The organism is Salipiger sp. H15, from assembly GCF_040409955.1.
Lineage (GTDB): Bacteria > Pseudomonadota > Alphaproteobacteria > Rhodobacterales > Rhodobacteraceae > Salipiger.
In genome coordinates, this window is the sequence record NZ_CP123387.1 from 134383 (window position 1) to 151844 (window position 17462).

Sequence of the window (17462 nt, forward strand, 5' to 3'; positions counted from 1 at the left end):
GTCCCCGCGGGGACAGAACAGCGCGGCATGTCTCACGCCGGGGTGTCGTCGGGCCCGAAGCACTCCCTGTCCCCGCGGGGACACCGCTTTTATCACGTGGGGCGGGCCAACTTGGATAGCTGTCCCCGCGGGGACGGGCTCCGCCGGGCGCCGCCATTCGCGGGTGTCCCCGCGGGGACAGGAGGCGGTTACGAGACTCTCCCATGTATTATGTTCAATAAAGGAATCACCGGCCCGCGATCCGTCGGCAAGCCGCCGCTCGCGATGGGCGAGGTTCCGTCAATTCTTTCGCGCCAAGCGGAAATTCGCGCTAAAGTGGATGAATTCATTTCGTTGCAGGCCTTTGATGTCCAGATTTGCCAGATATCCCGCCGGACTCCCCTCGCTCTTCCTCGTCGAGATGTGGGAACGCTTCAGCTTCTACGGCATGCGGGCGATCCTCGTGCTCTACCTCGTCGATGCGGTCGCGACCGGGGGCATGGGGCTCGAGACGCCGGCGGCGGTGGCGATCTACGGCATCTACTCGGCGGCGGTCTACATCCTCGCGCTTCCGGGCGGCTGGGTCGCGGACCGGTTCTGGGGCGCGCGCAAGGCGATCATCGTCGGGGCGGTGGTGATCATCATCGGCCACATCCTCCTCGCGCTCTCGGGCTCGACCGCCTCGATCTTCCTCGCCGGGCTCTGTTGCATCGCGGTGGGGACGGGGCTGCTCAAGCCCAACATCTCGACCATGGTGGGCGAGCTCTACGACAAGGACGACGTCGGCGGGCGCGACGCGGGCTTTTCCTTCTTCTACATGGGCATCAATGTCGGCGCGATCCTCGGCGGCTTCGTCGCGGGCTATCTCGGCGAGGTCTGGGGCTGGCACTGGGGCTTCGGCGCCGCGGCGCTGGCGATGACGCTGGGGCTGATCAACTTCATCTACGCCGGGCAGCGCTCGCTGCGCGGCAAGGGCGAGCGCCCGCCGCCCAAGGAGGTGGACGCGGCGACGCGGCACCGCGACCACATGGTCAGCCTCGGGGTGACCGGCGCGGTGGTGGCGCTGCTGGTGCTGCTGATCGGCACCGGGGTGATCGACGTGCGCAGCGCCGAGGGCGTGGCGCAGGCGACGGGCGTGCTCATCGTGACCATCGCGGTGGCGTTCTTCCTCAACATCTTCATCGCCGGGGATCTCGACGGCTCCGAGAAGAAGCGGATGATCGTGCTGGCCATCCTCTTCGTCGCGGCGGCGGTGTTCTGGTCGCGCTTCGAGCAGGCGGGCTCGTCTCTGTCGATCTTCGCCGCGGACCTCACCCGCCGCGACCTCGTGGGCTTCGAGGTGCCGGCCTCGTGGTTCCAGAACCTCAACCCGGCCTTCATCATCCTGCTGACGCCGCTCTTTGCCGCCTTCTGGACCTGGGCGCAGGACCGCGGCTGGGAGATCTCGGTCTTCGTCAAGTTCGGCCTCGCGCTGGTGCTGGTGGGCCTCGGCTTCTGGATCCTCGTGCCCGCGGCCAAGATCGCGATGACCGGGGCAAAGGTCTCGGCGCTGTTCCTGATCGCCACCTTCTTCATCCACACCTGCGCCGAGCTGCTGCTGAGCCCGGTCGGGCTCTCGACCTTCTCGCGCCTTGCGCCGGAGCGCTTCGCCAGCCAGATGATGGGCTTCTGGTTCGTCGCCGCCTCGCTCGGCAACCTGCTGGCCGGGCTGCTGGCGGCGGGCATGGACACCGAGACGCCCTCGGCGCTGCCGGGGCTCTTCAACCAGCTCTTCTACGGCAGCGCCATCGCCGGGGTCGTGCTGATCGCGCTGTCCTGGCCGCTGAGCCGGTGGGCGATGGCGGGCAAGGCGGCCCCGGCAGAGACCGCCGGCACCGAGGTCCGGTAGGGCAGGGGGCTCAGCTGCTGCCGCGGACCGCCCAGACCCGCGCGGCGAGCAGGATGCGTCCGTCCGGGTCGGTGGGCAGGCCTTGCTCGAGCCGGGCGCGGAGCGCCTCGCGCTGCGCCTCGCCGAGCCCGGCGCAATAGCCGGGCGCGGGGCCGACCCCCGACAGGAACGGCGTCCAGTAATCGTCGAAATCGGCAAAGGGCGTGGCGATGTCGATCGCCGCGCAGGTGACCTCGCCAAGCCCCGCCGAGCGGAACAGCGCCTCGAGCGCGTCCGGGTGGCAGACCGGGAAGCGCCGCCCCTCGTCGAGCGCCTGCGCGCCCGGGTCGAGCGCGACGGCCGCGTCCCAGAACCGGCGCATGAACTGCGCGTGCCCGGCGTAGTCCCAGACATAGGCCGCCACCGTCCCGCCGGGGCTTGTGCAGCGCCGCAGCTCGGCCAGCGCGCGGTCCTTGTCGGGGATGAAGTTCAGCACCAGCCCCGAGACCGCGCAGTCGGCGGCACCGTCGCCGAGCGGGATCGTCTCGCCGTCGCCCTGCACGAAGCGCACCCTCGGGTCGGTGATCCGGCGCCCGGCGAGCGCGAGGAAGTCCTGCGAGGGCTCGACCCCGGTGACCGAGGCGGGCGCGCAGCCTTGCACGATCTGCTCGGTCAGCGCGCCGGTGCCGCAGCCGAGGTCGAGCCAGCGCAGACCATCCGGCATGTCCAGCCAGCCGAGGAAGTCGCGCCCGGCCTTCCGGCTCCACCGGCCGACGTACATTTCATAGGCATCCGCCCCGAGCCATTTGTCCATCATCGTCGTCACCCTCCCTCTGCTGCCGGGACGAGGGTAGCACGGATCGCGCCCCGCGTCCGCGCCGCCGGTCCGGGCCGGACGGTGCGGGCCGCGCCCAAGTCACGGGCAGCGCAGCGCAAAGCCGGCGCCCTCCGGGGTCGGCAATGTTCGATCAAGGCAGTTTTGTGGTGGAAACTCACGTCTTCTCGTGACGCGGGGGCATTTTCGATATACCTATGGATGCAGTGCGTCGTGTCTTCGCCGGAAAAGCCGGGGGTGTTACCAACCCGCGGCCGGTCCGGGGCCGGAAAATGGCGCAGAGTTTTGAACGAACCGTTTAATTGAAGTGAATTTTCTGCGCCGCGCGGCGCGCCCGAGCCATTTGATGGGCGCCCGTACCGGCTCGATCATGTGTCTTGTGCGTGCGGCCCGGGGCGGGACGCCCCGCCGGGTGAAGGCGCCCGGCCGTCATTTTGAATGGAGAGATTTCATGGAGGATGTCATAGTGACCAATCGCGACCCGGCTACCGACGGCGATGGCGAGGGGGTGGCGCGGCGTCATTGGAAGCAGAACCCCGAAGCGGTGCGCGCCAATATCCTCGATGTCGCGCGCAAGGCCTTCGTGGCGCATGGTCTGACCGGGGCGAAGATCGACGACATCGCCGCCGGGACCGAGACCTCGAAGCGGATGATCTACTACTACTTCGGCGACAAGGAAGGGCTCTACCGCGCGGTGCTCGAGGACACCTACGCCCGCGTGCGCGCGGCGGAGGACAGGCTCGACCTGGCCAGCCTGCACCCGGTCGAGGCGCTGCGGCGGCTGGCGGAATTCACCTTCGACCACCATGCCGAGAACACCGATTTCATCCGGCTCGTCATGGTCGAAAACCTGCACAATGCCGCGCACATGGAAAAGGTCGAGGACATCGCCGGCAAGAATGTCTCGGCGGTCGGGCTGCTCGACGAGATCTACCAGCGCGGCTGCGCCGAGGGGCTGTTCCGGCGCGGGCTCACGGCGCTGGAGCTGCGCTGGCACATCTCGGCGCTGGCCTTCTTCAACGTCGCCAACCGGCCGACCTTCTCGCATCTCTACGGCGACTCGCTGTTCGACCCGAAGGGCCAGCAGCAGCTCAGGCGGCACATCGGCGACATGCTGCTGCGCTTCGTGATGAAGCCGGGGCTCTCGGTCGAGGAGGCGGCGGTGCGCCCGGTGACCGAGACCCGCGCCATCCATCCCGACATCTACCGTTTCCGCGAGACCTGGGACGCCACCTGGGCGACCCTGCCGACCGAGGGCGACGCCACCACGCGGCGGCTGCATTTCGAATCCGTGTCGCGCTCTCTGCGCCTGCCCAGCCCCGAGGGAGTCGAGACCGACGAGGAGCACTGGATCGACACCGAGAGCGGCCCGGTGCGGGTGCGGCTGTTCCGCCCGCCGGACCCCGAGCCGCTGCCTGCCGTCGTCTACCTGCACGGCGGGGCCTGGCGGCAGGGCAGCCCCGAGACCCACTGGAACATCACCTCGCGCATGGCCGCCTGGTCGGGGCACCTGGTGATCTCGGTGGATTACGCGCTGGCGCCCGAGGCGGCCTATCCGGCGGCGCTGCACCAGATTCCGGCGGTGCTGACCTGGGCGCGCGACCATGCCTCGATGCTGGGCATCGACCCGGAGCGGCTGTCGATCGCCGGCGACGGGGCAGGGGGGAACCTTGCCGCGGCGGTGGCGCTGATGTGCCGCGACGCCGGGCTGCCGCTGGCGGCGCAGCTGCTGATCTACCCGATCTGCGACTTCGACACCTCGCGCCCGTCCTGCTCGGAATATGCCGAGGGCCCGCTCTGGACCCTGGCGCAGCTGCTCTCGGCGCACGCGGGCTATTGCCCGGACGTGACGCTGCGCCTGTCCGACCCGCTGGTCGCGCCGCTGCTGGCCTCCAGCCACGAGGGGCTGCCGCCCTGCTACCTCGCGCTGGCCGAGCATGACCCGATGCGCGACAGCGGTGCCGCCTATGGCGAGGCGCTGCGGGCGGCGGGCGTGCCGGTGCAGGTCGATCCGGGCGTCGGGCTGGTGCGCGACTACCTGCAGGCCATCGGCTTCGGCACCGCCGCCGAGGACCGGCTGCGCGAGATGAGCGCCTGGCTCAAGGAGGAGGTGGCGGCGCGCTGAGGCGCCGCCGCCGCTTCAGAAGGCGCTGGTCAGCCCGGCGCTGATCGTCAGGTCGTCGTAGCTGTAGGCGTCGATCGAGCTGTCGCGCCGCGCCACGCCGATCTGCAGGTAGGGGGTGAGCCGCCCGAAGACGAAGCTGTCGGTCTTGTCGAGCCGCAGGTCGAGCCCGTACTCGGTCTCGTATCGTGGCTCGCCGAGGCCGGGCGTCGCGCCGACCTGGTCGAAGGCGGCGGCATAGACCGAGGGCTCGATGAGGAACCCCCCGCCGAGCTCGGTCCGCCCGCCGAGGCGCAGCTCGGCATAGTCGTAGGAGAGATCGTCGCGCGCCGCGTCCTGGTGCTGCAGCGAGAGGCTCCCGGCGACCTGGGCGCGGCCGCGCAGCGGGCGGATCACCGAGAGCTGCGCGCTGGCGCGGGTCACCTCGGTGTCGGGGTAGCGCTCGAGCGTCACGTCCACCAGCTCGGCCTCGAGCGTCGTGGTCAGGCCCGCGGCGCTGCGCCAGCTCACCCCGGCGCCGAGCCCGAGCCGTTCCTCGACCATGTCGCCGCCGAAATAGTCGGTGCCGGCGATGAGCTCGGCCCAGGCGGTGGTCTGCGGCCAGGTGAGCTGCAGCCCGGCGCTGAGGTCGGCGCCGAGCTCGTCCCAGTCGCTGCCCGAGGTCTGGTAGATCTCGCCCTCGGCCTGCAGGTAGCCGGTCAGCGTGGCGCCGCCCGCGGCGCTGCGCAGCGGCCATTGCTTGCGGATCGTCCCGCCGAGCTCGATGCCGGTCTGCGGCGCCTCCTCGCGGTTCATCGTCAGCACCATCGGCCCGTAGCCGAGATCGGCCTCGACCTTGTCGGTGTCATAGCTGCGCCCGGCGCCCTCGGGGGCGCGGAGCGCGAAGGAAAAGCGCGTGCGCAGCCCCTGCCGCTCGTCGATGGCGCGCAGGAAGCGCAGCACGTTGGTGCGCACCATGGGCGGCAGGTCGGGGCTCGAGAGCACGATGCGGAACTGCTCGCGCGACTGCGCGTAGTCGCCCGCCTCGAAGAGCGCGCGCGCCAGCTCGAGCCGGACGCGCAGCAGGCCGGGATCCTGTGCGAGCAGCTTGCGCAGAAGCCGCACGGCGGCATCGGGCTGGCCCTGAACCACGGCGGCGAGCGCCTGCTGGAAGCCGGCCTCCATCTCGGCGCCGGTGGCGGCGGCGGAAGGGGTGGGGGACGCAACAGGGAGCGGGGCCGGGCCCTGCTGCGCCTGCGCCGCCGGGGCGGGAAGAAGAACCGCGGCGAGCGCGACCGCGACGGGCAGCGCCCGCCACGGAAGCGACCGGGCCGCGGGACGGCAATGCGTCCGGCGGCCCGGCCCGGGGAATGTCCGGGCAGTCATGGTCAGCGGCTGGCGTCGACCGCGCCGAAGGCGCCCACGTAGGTGCTGGTCGCGGTGGTGCCCGAGAAGGTGCCCCCCACTTCCTGCGCGTTGCCGCCATAGAACTGCCCGTCGAGCGCGCCGGTCAGCGTGCCCGTGTCGATGTCCGCCGAGAAGCCCGAGCCGCTGACCGCGCCTTCGGCGTAGAAGTCGAGGTCGGGACGGGTGGCGATGGTCGCGCCGGTCGTCGGATCGGCGGTGACGGTGTTGCTGCTGTAGACCTCGACAGTGTCGAAGTCGGTGTCCACGGCGACGTAGGAGGTGGTGACCGCCACGTCTCCGCCGGTGATCACCTGCCCGAGGCTGTCGCCGTAGTAGCTGGCGGTGCCGGTGGTGGGCATCTGGCTGGCCGAGGTGCGTGCCCCGACCGAGCCGGCGCCGGCCCTGCGCGAGGTACCGGTGAGCCCGGTCTGCCAGGTGCCGAAGGTCTGGTACTCGTAGCCCTGCTTGTCGGGATCGGCGATCAGCAGGGTCTTGTCGCCGTCGGCGCTGGCAATCAGCAGCCCGCCGGAGACGGTGGTGACGTCGAAGACGTCACCGTTGGCGGCAGAGAGGATGATCTTGCCCTGGTCGGTCTTCACGGTGACGCCGGTCAGCTCGCCGCCCTCGTAGGTGAGCAGGGCGGTGATGTCATCCTGGGTCACCGGGGTGTTGACCTTGGTGACGGTGCCATCGGCGTTGGTCTTGTAACTGGTGGTGACGGCCAGGCCACTGGCGCTGTAGGTGCCGTCGCCTTTCGTCGCGACGTCGGAGAACGAGATGAAACCGGTGGTGCCCGACGACTTGCTGGAACTGGTGTGACCGTCGCTGCAGGCGGCAGCAAGAGACAAAGCGGCCATACTGGCAAAGAGATATTTCATAATTCCTCACAATAAAAAACGTAAAGTCAAAGGCTTGTGGTCACCATCGGCCGGTTGGAAATTGACCGGCTTCGGCTGGCGTCTCCGCCGGGGGCGGCGCGTCGGAACTGTAGGCAGACCTGGAAGAGGAAGACCCTTGGGAGTAAATGGCGCGCCGTGCGGACTCGCCTCGACAGGTAACCACACACGCTAGGGATTTGTAAAGAATTCTGCGCTACGCGCTGTCGGCGAGCGCGGAGCGGTGCCGGCGGAGCAGGGCGGTCTGCCGGTAGTCCCTGTCATGCGTCACCTCGACCCCAAGCCAGGGCGGCCGCGCAAAGGCGGCGTCCTCCGAGGGCAGCTCGATCTCGGCGATCAGCGTGCCGGCGAGCGGGCCGTGGTACTCGTCGATGGTCCAGCTGCGGCCGTCGTGGCGCAGGTGGTGGCGGGTCTTGCGGATCGGCGGCCCGTCGCAGTGGTGCTCGATCAGCACAAGCCCGTCCTCGCGCGGGATCGGGTATTCGAACTCGTCGCGCGACATGCCCGAGCGCGGGCCCTTGACGCAGAGCGTCACGCGCTCCTCGCCGTAGAAGCGCACGCGCACCTTGCGCCCCTCGTGCAGGGCAAGGATGCCGTCCCGCAGCTCGACCCGGTGCGAGACATGGGCGCGCCAGTCGTCGGAGGCGACCAGAAACTTGCGTTCGATTTCCCGTGCCATCGGCATCCCGGCGTTGTCGATGCCGACAATCTGTCCGAAAGCGGGCGGAAAAATCAAGGCGACATCGTGCCCCGCCCGGGGGATCGCGGGCGGGAGCGGGGGCGTGCCGAAATGCCGGGCGACTCCGCGCGGGGCCGGTGCGGCCGGCGGATCAGGCGGGAATGCGCAGCACCTGCCCGGGGTAGATCTTGTCGGGATCGCTCAGCATCGGCTTGTTGGCCTCGAAGATCTCGGTGTAGCGCGAGCCCTCGCCCAGCGTCGCCTCGGCGATCTTCCAGAGGTTCTCGCCCTCCTTCACCTCGTGGAACACCGGCGCCGGGCCCTCGGCCTCGTCCTCGACCTCGGCCACGCCCTCGATGTTGCCGACCGCGAGGATCATCTTCTCGCGGGTTTCCTGGTCCTTGGGCTGGCCCTTGATCTTCACCCTCGAGCTGTCCGGGTCGACCTCGATGTCGACGCCGGTCTTGTCGAGGCCGAGCGTGTCGAGTTCCGCCTCGAGCGACGCCTTGGCCGGGGTGGCCGAGTCGTCGAGCTTCTTGCCCTTGCCCTTGAGGAAGCTGAAAAGTCCCATGTCGAAATCTCCGGTGAAATGCCTGGGGGTCAATGGCCGGAGTGTCGCGCAGGCGCGTCACGCCAGCCACCGGAAAATATTCCGGTGGCGGGAGTTGGCCTGTCGGCCGCGCGGGCAGGGGAGGGGGCGCGGATTACTCGAAGAGCGTGAGGATGCCCTGCGGCTGCGCGTTGGCGATCGACAGGGCCTGCGTTGCCAGCTGCTGCTGGATCTGCAGCGCCTGCAGGCGCGCGGCCTCTTCCTCCATGTCGGCATCGACCATGGCGCCGACGCTGGTGTCGAGCGTGTCCACCAGCGCGGCGAGGAAGTCCTGCTGGCTGTTGATGCTCTTCTCGACCACTCCGAGCCGCGTCGCGGCATCGACCGCGCCGGACTGCAGCGTGTCGACCTCGGCGAGGATGTTGGCAAGGAAGGTGGGCCCGGTCGTGGCGGTGGCATTGGCCTCGAACCCGTCCGCGATCGCCGCGAAGCTGGCCTGAAGCCGGGTGAGGTCGACCGTCTCGAAATTGATCGCCGTGGTTCCGTAGCTGCCGCCGCTGCGGCTGATGCCGGTGACGAGGCGGCGGGTCTCGGTCACCTCGGCGCCGGCGGTGAGCACGCCGAGCGGGCTGACCGTCGGCGTGGCGGCGAGCGTGCCGGCGGCATTGACCAGATCGTCGCCGTTGAAGGTGGAGGCGGAGATCACCGCGGTCATCTCGGTCACCAGCCCCTTCAGATCGCCGGCGATCGCCGCCATGCCGCCCTCGGCGTTCTGGGCAAAGGCGATGCGCTCGGCGAATCTGTCGACGAGGTCGAGGAAGCTTTCGGCGCCGAGCCGGGCGGTCGCGACGGAATTCGCCGAGAGGGTGAGCCCCTCGCTGATCGAGGCATAGGCCGAGCTGTCGCCGCGCATCCGCTCCGAGAGCGCGTAATAGGCGGCGTTGTCCTTGCCGGTCTCGACCCTCAGGCCCGAGGAGATCCGCTTCTGCGTCATCTCGAGCTGCTTGCCGATATTGCCGAGGCTCCGCAGGGCGGCCATCGAGGATAAATTCGTGAGTACCGAAGTCACTGATAAGGCTCCAAAGACACTGGGACCGAAACGCCATTCTGGCGCTTGGCCGGAGGCGCAACAAATTCGCTTCCAATGGGCTATATTGAATTCAAAGGTTAAGCGCAGGTAAACGAGTGGAATTATATATATGTCGCCATGGCGACACTTATGGGGAAACGGAGGAATGAATATCTAGGGTATATTCCCATAGGTTGTTTCACCCAATTGAATTGTCGCGCATAAGGAGGTGAAATCTTTCCGGCGGTACATTTGACGCCGCCGCGTCCGCCTCCGCGGGGCCGGTGGGCACGCCGGACGCCCGTTTTCCGGGCATCCGGGCAGGTTCCGCCGCGCCGGGGACCCTGCTGTCGCGCCGCGGCTTGACGTCCTCCGAGCCGCTGCCTAAGGGTTCGACGTTCTCAGGGCGGGGTGAAATTCCCCACCGGCGGTCATAGCCCGCGAGCGCCGCCCTCATGGCGGGTCAGCAGACACCGGTGGAATTCCGGGGCCGACGGTCAAAGTCCGGATGGAAGAGAATGTGGTCACGCGCCGTTCGGCGCGGGTCTGCAGATGTGCTCTGGGATCTTGTCATTTGGAAAGGATCTGAGCCGTGACAAAATCCCCTACCTTCGCCTTCATCAAGGCTCGCTGGCATGCCGAGATCGTCGATCAGGCCTTTGCCGGCTTCACCCAGCGCCTCGCCGAGCTGCTGCCCGGCGCCGAGGTCGAGAGCTTCGACGTGCCCGGCGCCTTCGAGATGCCGCTGCTTGCCAAGAAGCTCGGCGAGACCGGCCGTTTCGACGGCATCGCCGCCGCCGCGCTGGTGGTCGATGGCGGCATCTACCGGCATGACTTCGTCGCGCAGGCGGTGGTCTCGGGGCTGATGGATGCGCAGCTGGCGACCGGCGTGCCGGTCTTCTCGGTCTCGCTGACGCCGCACCACTTCCAGCCGAAGGGCGAGCACGAGACCTTCTACCACGCGCATTTCGTCCACAAGGGACGCGAGGCGGCGGATGCGGCGGTACAGATCTACAGGCTGAACGCGCAGGTCTTCGGCCCGGCGGTCAGCGCCGCGGCCTGAGTGCTGACACGTGGCGCCGGTCCCGGACCGGCGCCGCTCACTTCGCGATCAGCACCTCGATGCCGCGAAGCTCGAACTCCTTGGCGGTGGCGTCCGAGATGCCGTCGTCGGTGATGAAGGAATGGATCAGCTCGAGCGCGCCCAGCCGGGTGAAGGACGAGCGCCCGATCTTGGTGCTGTCGGCCACGAGGTAGACGTGGCTCGCGGCGCGGATCATCGCCTCTTTCAATTGCAGGTCGGCAAAGCTGGGGTAGGTGAGCCCGGTGTCGAGCGCGACCCCCGCCGTGGCGAGGAAGAGTTTCCCGGCAAAGATCGAGCGGAAGTAGTCCACCGACTTGTCGCCCGAGAGCGACAGGGTCGGCGGCTTGAACTGCCCGCCCGGCATGTGCACCGCGTTGCCGGGGATCGAGCCGAGGATCACCGCGATGTTGAGCGCGTTGGTGATCACCGTGAGGTTGCTGCGCGAGGTGAGCCGCACCGCGACCTCGGTGGTGGTGGTGCCCGCGTCGAGGATCAGCGTCTCGCCATCGGTCACAAGGTCGGCCGCCAGCGCGCCGATCTTGCGCTTGCGGTCCATGTTCTCCTGGTGGTGCAGGGACATGCTGGCCGATTGGGTGCGGACGGAACTGAGGTAGGCGCCGCCGTGCTCGCGGGTGATCTGGCCGTCGCGCTCGAGCCGCTCGAGATCCTGCCGGATGGTGGCCTCGGAGACCTCGAAGGCCGCCGACAGGTCGCGCACCCGGGCCGAGCCCTCTTCCTCGATCCACTCGAGGATGCGCTGCCGCCGCGGTTCCGCCAGCAGCCGCGCCATGCTCTCGTTCCGCTCCGCGCTGTGTTTCTCGGCCACTCTTCCGCCCTTTCGGTCGGCGGGCCGGGGCCCGCCGGAATTTTCCCCTCGTACCGTCAATCCCGGGTCGGAACAAGCGCCCCGCCCGCGGGGCTCAGCGTCCGGCCGCGGCCTCTTGCGACAGGGCCACACGCGCCTGCAGCCGGCTTTGCGCCTGGTCGATGACCACGGCGGCGATGATGACCAGCCCCTTGATGACCATCTGCCAGAAGGACGAGACGCCCATCATGATCAGCCCGTCCGACAGGATGCCGATGACGAAGGCGCCGACGATGGTGCCGCCGATCCGCCCGCGCCCGCCCGACATCGAGGTGCCGCCGAGCACCGCCGCGGCGATGGCGTTGAGCTCGAAGAACTCGCCCGTTGCCGGGTGCGCGGCCTTCAGCTGCGAGGCGATGATGAGACCCACCAGCGCCGCCATCAGCCCCGAGAACATGTAGACGAACATCTTCACCCGCCGCACCCGCACGCCCGAGAGCGCGGCGCCGCGCTCGTTGCCGCCGACCGCGTAGATGTGCCGCCCCAGAGGCGTGCGGCTGGCGATGTAGGAGGCACCGACGGTGACGAGGATCAGCATCCAGATCATCACCGGGATGCCGAGGACACTGCCCGCGCCGATCGTCGGGAAGCTGGCCGAGCCGTAGTCGGCATGGCCGTTCAGGTTGGGGAAGGTGCGCCCCTCGGAGGAGAGCAGCGCCGTGCCGCGCGCCACGTAGAGCATGCCGAGCGTGGCGATGAAGGGGGCGACGTTGAAGCGCGTGATCAGCATGCCGTTGATCCAGCCGACGAAGATGCCGACGAGGCAGACGATGAGCATGACCTCGAAGGTGTTGAACTGGATCGACCAGCCGAGCCCGAAGTCGACGCCGTAGAGCAGCAGCCAGCCCGCGACCATGCCGCAGAGCCCGACGACCGAGCCGACGGAAAGGTCGATCCCCCCGGTGATGATGACGAAGGTCATGCCGATGGCGAGGAAGGCGTTGATCGCCACGTGTTTCGACACCAGCACGGCGTTGGCGGTGCTGAGGAAGTTCGGCGCGGCAAACGAGAAGTAGCCCAGCACGAGGATCAGCGCCACGAAGGTGCGCGCCTTGAGCAGCAGCAGCAGCCAGTTGATCTTCTGCGGCGCCTTGGCGGCGGAGGCGGTGGTGGCGGTCATGCTGCGTGTCCTTTTCGGGTCTTGTCCGGCGTCGCGGCGGCGATCACCTGCGCGGCATCGGCGCCCTTGGGGAATTCGCCGGTCACCCTTCCGTCGGCCATGACGAGGATGCGGTCGGAAAGCCCCAGCACTTCCTCGAGGTCGGAGGTGACGAAGATGATGCCGATGCCCTCGGCGGCGAGCTGGCGCATCGTGCGGTAGATCTCGGCCTTGGCGCCGATGTCGATCCCGCGCGAGGGCTCGTCCATCATCAGCACCTTGGGTCCGGTCATCAGCGCCTTGCCGATGACCACCTTCTGCTGGTTGCCGCCCGAGAGCGACGAGACCGGGTTCTCGGGGCTGGCGACCTTGATGGTCAGGCGGCGGATGTAGTCGCGCGCCCGCTCGGCCTCGGCGGCGAGGCTCATGTGGAAGAGCCGGGTGAAGCTTTTCAGCGACGAGAGGGTGAGGTTCTCGCGGATCGACATGATCTGGATGAGCCCGTCGCGCTTGCGGTCCTCGGGCACCAGCGCGATGCCGCGCGCGATGCGCCCCTCGACCGAGCGCTCGCGCATCTCGCGGCCCTCGACGAAGAAGCTGCCGCCCGAGCCCGGGTGCTGGGCCATGACGCATTCGAGGAATTCCGAGCGCCCGGCGCCCATCAGCCCGTAGACGCCGAGGATCTCGCCGGCGCGCAGCGACAGCGACACGTCGTCGACCAGCCAGCCGCCGCCCATCTTCGGCAGGGTGATGTGCTCGGCGCGGAACACCTCGGCGCCGAAGTCGTGGCTCACGCCCTGGGAGTAGTCCTTGGACTTCTCGCCGATCATCGCGCGCACGATCCAGGGGATGTCGACGCCCTCCATCGGGCGCGATCCGGTGATCTCGCCGTCGCGCAGCACAGTGATGTAGTCGCCCACCCGGATCAGTTCCTCGAGCCGGTGCGAGATGTAGACGATGCCGACGCCCTGCGCCTTCAGCTCGTCGATGATGCGGAAGAGCACCTCGACCTCGGCGGCGGAAAGGGCGGAGGTGGGCTCGTCGAGGATCAGGATCCGCGCGTCCTCGGCCAGCGCCTTGGCGATCTCGACGATCTGCTGCTGGCCGATGCGCAGGAAGCCGAGCTGCATCTCGGGGTCGATGTCCTGCTCGAGCCGCTGCAAAAGCTCGCGGGTGCGGCGCACGACGGCGCGCCTGTCGATGTCGACGCCCATGCGCAGCGGCTCGCGCCCCATGAAAACGTTCTCGGCGACGCTGAGCTCGGGGAAGAGGTTCAGCTCCTGGAAGACGATGCCGATGCCATGCGCCACGGCGTCGTCCTTGCGGTGGAAGGTGACGGGCTTGCCGCCGATGAGGATCTCGCCCTCGGTCAGGTTCTCGACCCCGGCGATCACCTTCATCAGCGTCGACTTGCCCGCGCCGTTCTCGCCCACCAGCACGTTGACCGCGCCCATGCGGATGTCGAAGTCGACGCCCTTGAGCGCGCGGGTGCCGGGGTAGACCTTGACCGCGTTGCGGATCGAGAGGCCGACGGGATGCGCCTCGCCCGGGGTCATGGCGCCACCTCGATCTCGGTCGGGGTGACGGTGAGCGGCTCGGTGGCCGACTTCAGCGGCACGACCCCGGTGAAGGTCACGCTGCGGCCGACAAGATCGCCCTCGGGCACGGTGATGCGCTCCGCCAGCTGGTCGTTGATCGCACGGCCGAGCTTGGCGAACTCGATCTGGTCGCGGAAATCGTCGAAATTGTAGAAGGGGGCCACGTCGCGCATGGCACTGCCCTTGATCACCGGGCCGAGCTGCAGCGTCACGTCGCTGCTGCCGTCGCCGTCGGTGTCGAGCCCGAGCGTGCGGGCGCGGCTGTCGAGCTTGGCCTCGACCACGCGGCCCTCGCCCGAGACGGCGAAGTTCCATGCCGCCCCGGCGCCCGCGCCGCGGTTGCCATGTGCCTTGCCGGCGGCGTCGAGCCCGCCCGCAAGCGCGGCGCGCAGCTCGGGCAGGGGCAGGGCTGTGTCATGGACGAGCGGCAGGAGCTTGCTGTCGAACGTGTCGGCGATGCGCTGCGCGGTGCGGGCGTCGTCGCCGCTGGCATCGGCGGGGATCGCCTTCTCGTCCTCGGCCACGTCCTTGACGATCTTGCATCCGGCAAGCGCGAGGCCCGCCGCGAGTCCGAGCGCGAGCAGGGGGGTCGGTTTCATGCTGTCACCTTGTCGGTCAGGTCCGGCGCGCGGAGGGGCTCCGCGCGCCGGCAGTCTGGGGAAACGGGATCGACCCGCCCCGGATCACTCGGTCAGCGCGAAGGTCTCGAGCTTGCCGGCGTTGCTGTCGTCGATCAGCACGCAGTCCATCAGCTGCTTCTCGTCGAGGCCGGTCGAGCCGTCCTTGAGGAACTTGTCGGCCTGCATCACGGCAAGCTGCGCCTGGCTGTAGGCGGGCTGCAGCACGGTGGCCTTGATGCCGCCGGCGAGGATCGAGTCGCGCACGTCGTTCGAGCCGTCGAAGCCCACCACGATCACGTCGGTGCGGCCCGCCGCCTCGAGCGCGGCCCAGGCGCCCATGGCCATGGTGTCGTTGCCGGAGATGACGCCCTTGATCTCGGGGTTGGCCTGCAGCATCGATTCCATCACCGCGTAGGCCTCGGTCTGCGACCAGTTGGCGGTCTGCTGCGCGACCATCTCGAGGTCGGGGTACTGGTCGATCACGTCGTGGTAGCCCTGGCTGCGGATGCCGGCGTTGGTGTCCGACTCCTTGCCCAGCAGTTCCGCGAACTTGCCGGCCTCGCCCATCAGCTCGACGAACTTCTCGGCGCCGAGCTGCGCGCCCTGGTAGTTGTTCGACACGATCTGGCTGACCGCGACGCCGGTGGCGGTGATCTCGCGGTCGATCAGGAAGGAGGGGATGCCCGCATCCTTGGCCTTCTGCACCGCCGAGACCGAGGCATCGGCGCCGGCGTTGTCGAGCACGATCGCCTTGACCCCCGCCGCGATGGCGCTGTCGAAGAGCTCGGACTGCTTGTTGGCGTCGTCGTCATGGACGAGCACCATGGTCTCGTAGCCCAGCTCCTGCGCCTTGGCCGCGGCACCGTCGGCCTCGGCCTTGAAGAAGGGGTTGTCGTGGCTCGGCGTGATGATCGCGATGGTGTCTGCCGCGGCGAAGCCGGGGACGCCCCAGGCGACGGTCAGAGCCAGCGCGGACACGACGAGACGGCGATTGATGATCATGTAATAGTCCTCCCTGAAATTGCGGCGCCTCCCCGACGCCGTCCTCCGGGGGCAATCCTTAACGAATCTGACGTTATGTCAACAGTTTTAGTTTCGAATACTTTCGGTTTTGGGGCGAAGTGCAGATTTTCGCTGATTCATCGCGGCGTTTGGCGGTGGTTAGACTTGAGGTCGGGAGGATATTGGCCGGAATTCAGGGGTTTCGCGCAGATGATGGGCGGTTTGTGGAAGCGTCTTGCCTGAAACCGCAGAAAACGATAGTAAACGTAATCAAGCGAAAGTCCGGGGCGCGGAGGATGCCGTGCGCAGGGGCGCCCCAGCCATCGCCAAGGGAGGAAGACAGTGATCAGAACCGTGAACCGCAGGGTGTCGCTGGGTGTCGTCATCGGCAGCCGCGCCTTTTTCAGCCCCGCCCCCTGCCGCGATGCGCGCGAGCAGGTGCTGGCCCAGCTCGAGGCGCTGGGGATCGACGCCGTGACGCTGCCCTTCGAGGCGACCGAGAACGGTGCCGTGCAGTCCATCGCCGATGCCAAGCTCTATGCCGAGCATTTCAAGGCGCAGCGCGACAGCATCGACGGGCTGGTGATCTGCCTGCCCAACTTCGGCGACGAGATCGCCATTGCCGAGCTGGTGAACCGCGCCAAGCTGGGTGTGCCGATCCTGCTGCAGGCCAGCAACGACGAGATCGACAAGGTCGACGTGCATTCCCGCCGCGACGCCTTCTGCGGAAAGATCTCGGTCTCGAACAACTTCTGGCAATACGGCGTGCCCTTCACCGAGACCGCGCAGCACACCTGCGACGTGGACGGCGAGGGCTTCCGTGCCGACCTCGACCGCTTTGCCCGGCTCTGCCGCACGGTGAAGGGTCTGCGAAACGCCCGCATCGGCGCGATCGGCGCGCGCACCGGCCCGTTCCAGACCATGCGCTACTCGGAGAAGCTGCTGCAGGCGACCGGCATGACCGTGGTCACCGCCGACCTTTCCGAGCTCATCGCCGCCGCCGGCGCGATCCCCGACGAGGACGCGGAACTGCAGGAAAAGCTCAAGCGGATCAAGGGTTACGGCAAGATCCCCGGCTACATCCGCGACGCGCAGATCCTCAAGCAGGGCAAGTGGACGCTGGCGGTGAACCGCTGGATCGACGAGAACGAATGCGACGCCTCGGCGATCCAGTGCTGGCGCTCGCTGCAGGACAACTTCGGCTGCGCCACGTGCCTGACCATGTCGATGATGGGCGAGGATCTGATGCCCTCGGCCTGCGAGGTCGACGTGATGGGCGCGATCTCGATGTACGCGCTGACGCTGGCCTCGGGCGCCCCCGCCGCGATCCTCGACTGGAACAACAACTACGGCGACGCGGTCGACACCTGTGTCTGCACCCATTGCGGCAACTACCCCAAGAGCTTCCTCGGCGAGACGCCCGAGGTCTCGGAGCTTGACGTGCTGGGCGAGACCATCGGGCGCGAGAAATGCTTCGGCGCGGTCAAGGGCAAGGTGCAGCCCGGCCCGCTCACCTATTTCCGCCTTTCGAGCGACGACCGCAACGGCGTGCTCAAGGCCTATGTCGGCGAGGGCGACTTCACCGACGATCCCTTCGGCATGGACGGCGGCATCGCGGTCACCAGGATCCGCGACCTGCGCACGCTGATGCGCTTCGTCACGCAGAACGGCTTCGAGCATCACGTCGCCATGGTACGCGGCCACCATGCCGACATCGTCACCGAGGCGGCCACCCGCTACCTCGGCTGGCCCATCTACCACCACAACGGCATCCCCGAGCCCCGGCTCGTCCTGCCCAACCGCTTTTGAGG

The 17462-nt window shown here is 68.3% G+C and carries 15 protein-coding genes and 1 riboswitch; of the genes, 4 read left to right on the forward strand and 11 right to left on the reverse strand.

Features of this window, described 5'->3' with window-relative positions:
• Window positions 1-346: 346 nt before the first annotated feature.
• On the forward strand, window positions 347-1867 hold the full coding sequence (locus tag PVT71_RS25210; protein WP_353476252.1) for a peptide MFS transporter: 1521 nt from the start codon (window positions 347-349) through the stop codon (window positions 1865-1867).
• 10 nt (window positions 1868-1877) lie between these two features.
• Here the strand turns inward: PVT71_RS25210 and PVT71_RS25215 are convergent, their stop codons facing one another.
• The gene (locus tag PVT71_RS25215; RefSeq protein WP_353476253.1) at window positions 1878-2663 is read right to left on the reverse strand and encodes a methyltransferase domain-containing protein; all 786 of its coding nucleotides are present in this window, start codon (window positions 2661-2663) and stop codon (window positions 1878-1880) included.
• Window positions 2664-3132: 469 nt separating this feature from the next.
• Between PVT71_RS25215 and PVT71_RS25220 the strand changes: the two genes are divergently transcribed.
• Window positions 3133-4806 (forward strand): alpha/beta hydrolase fold domain-containing protein, encoded by a 1674-nt coding sequence (locus tag PVT71_RS25220; protein ID WP_353476254.1) that lies wholly within the window; start codon window positions 3133-3135, stop codon window positions 4804-4806.
• A gap of 15 nt (window positions 4807-4821) precedes the next feature.
• Here PVT71_RS25220 and PVT71_RS25225 read toward each other — a convergent pair whose 3' ends face one another.
• The 5 genes from PVT71_RS25225 to PVT71_RS25245 form a co-directional block, all read right to left on the reverse strand.
• On the reverse strand, window positions 4822-6168 hold the full coding sequence (locus tag PVT71_RS25225; RefSeq protein WP_353476255.1) for a porin family protein: 1347 nt from the start codon (window positions 6166-6168) through the stop codon (window positions 4822-4824).
• A gap of 2 nt (window positions 6169-6170) precedes the next feature.
• Window positions 6171-7037 carry a transferrin-binding protein-like solute binding protein gene (locus PVT71_RS25230; RefSeq protein WP_353476256.1) on the reverse strand — a complete coding sequence of 289 codons (867 nt, stop codon included), beginning with the start codon at window positions 7035-7037 and terminating at the stop codon, window positions 6171-6173.
• A 244-nt stretch (window positions 7038-7281) separates the two neighbouring features.
• Complete coding sequence (locus tag PVT71_RS25235) at window positions 7282-7821, reverse strand: CYTH domain-containing protein (RefSeq protein ID WP_353476257.1); 540 nt, start codon at window positions 7819-7821, stop codon at window positions 7282-7284.
• A 94-nt stretch (window positions 7822-7915) separates the two neighbouring features.
• The gene (lysM, locus tag PVT71_RS25240; RefSeq protein ID WP_353476258.1) at window positions 7916-8335 is read right to left on the reverse strand and encodes a peptidoglycan-binding protein LysM; all 420 of its coding nucleotides are present in this window, start codon (window positions 8333-8335) and stop codon (window positions 7916-7918) included.
• A gap of 133 nt (window positions 8336-8468) precedes the next feature.
• Complete coding sequence (locus tag PVT71_RS25245) at window positions 8469-9383, reverse strand: flagellin (RefSeq protein ID WP_353476259.1); 915 nt, start codon at window positions 9381-9383, stop codon at window positions 8469-8471.
• Between the two features lie 393 nt (window positions 9384-9776).
• Window positions 9777-9907, forward strand: a riboswitch (FMN riboswitch).
• 68 nt (window positions 9908-9975) lie between these two features.
• On the opposite strand from PVT71_RS25245, the gene PVT71_RS25250 reads away from it, so the two are divergent.
• On the forward strand, window positions 9976-10446 hold the full coding sequence (locus PVT71_RS25250; protein WP_353476260.1) for a 6,7-dimethyl-8-ribityllumazine synthase: 471 nt from the start codon (window positions 9976-9978) through the stop codon (window positions 10444-10446).
• 37 nt (window positions 10447-10483) lie between these two features.
• Here the strand turns inward: PVT71_RS25250 and PVT71_RS25255 are convergent, their stop codons facing one another.
• The 5 genes from PVT71_RS25255 to PVT71_RS25275 form a co-directional block, all read right to left on the reverse strand.
• Window positions 10484-11257, reverse strand: coding sequence for a DeoR/GlpR family DNA-binding transcription regulator (locus tag PVT71_RS25255; protein ID WP_353476279.1), 774 nt, complete (start codon window positions 11255-11257; stop codon window positions 10484-10486).
• Between the two features lie 130 nt (window positions 11258-11387).
• Window positions 11388-12452, reverse strand: coding sequence for an ABC transporter permease (locus PVT71_RS25260; protein WP_353476261.1), 1065 nt, complete (start codon window positions 12450-12452; stop codon window positions 11388-11390).
• On the reverse strand, window positions 12449-13987 hold the full coding sequence (locus PVT71_RS25265) for a sugar ABC transporter ATP-binding protein (RefSeq protein WP_353476262.1): 1539 nt from the start codon (window positions 13985-13987) through the stop codon (window positions 12449-12451). The genes PVT71_RS25260 and PVT71_RS25265 overlap by 4 nt, the downstream gene beginning before the upstream one ends.
• Window positions 13984-14628, reverse strand: a complete 645-nt coding sequence (locus PVT71_RS25270; RefSeq protein ID WP_353476263.1) for a DUF2291 domain-containing protein — start codon at window positions 14626-14628, stop codon at window positions 13984-13986. The genes PVT71_RS25265 and PVT71_RS25270 overlap by 4 nt, the downstream gene beginning before the upstream one ends.
• A gap of 84 nt (window positions 14629-14712) precedes the next feature.
• Window positions 14713-15651 (reverse strand): D-ribose ABC transporter substrate-binding protein, encoded by a 939-nt coding sequence (locus PVT71_RS25275; protein ID WP_353476264.1) that lies wholly within the window; start codon window positions 15649-15651, stop codon window positions 14713-14715.
• 342 nt (window positions 15652-15993) lie between these two features.
• On the opposite strand from PVT71_RS25275, the gene PVT71_RS25280 reads away from it, so the two are divergent.
• Window positions 15994-17460: a fucose isomerase gene (locus PVT71_RS25280; RefSeq protein ID WP_353476265.1), complete on the forward strand. Its 1467-nt coding sequence runs from the start codon at window positions 15994-15996 to the stop codon at window positions 17458-17460.
• The last annotated feature ends 2 nt before the right edge of the window (window positions 17461-17462 follow it).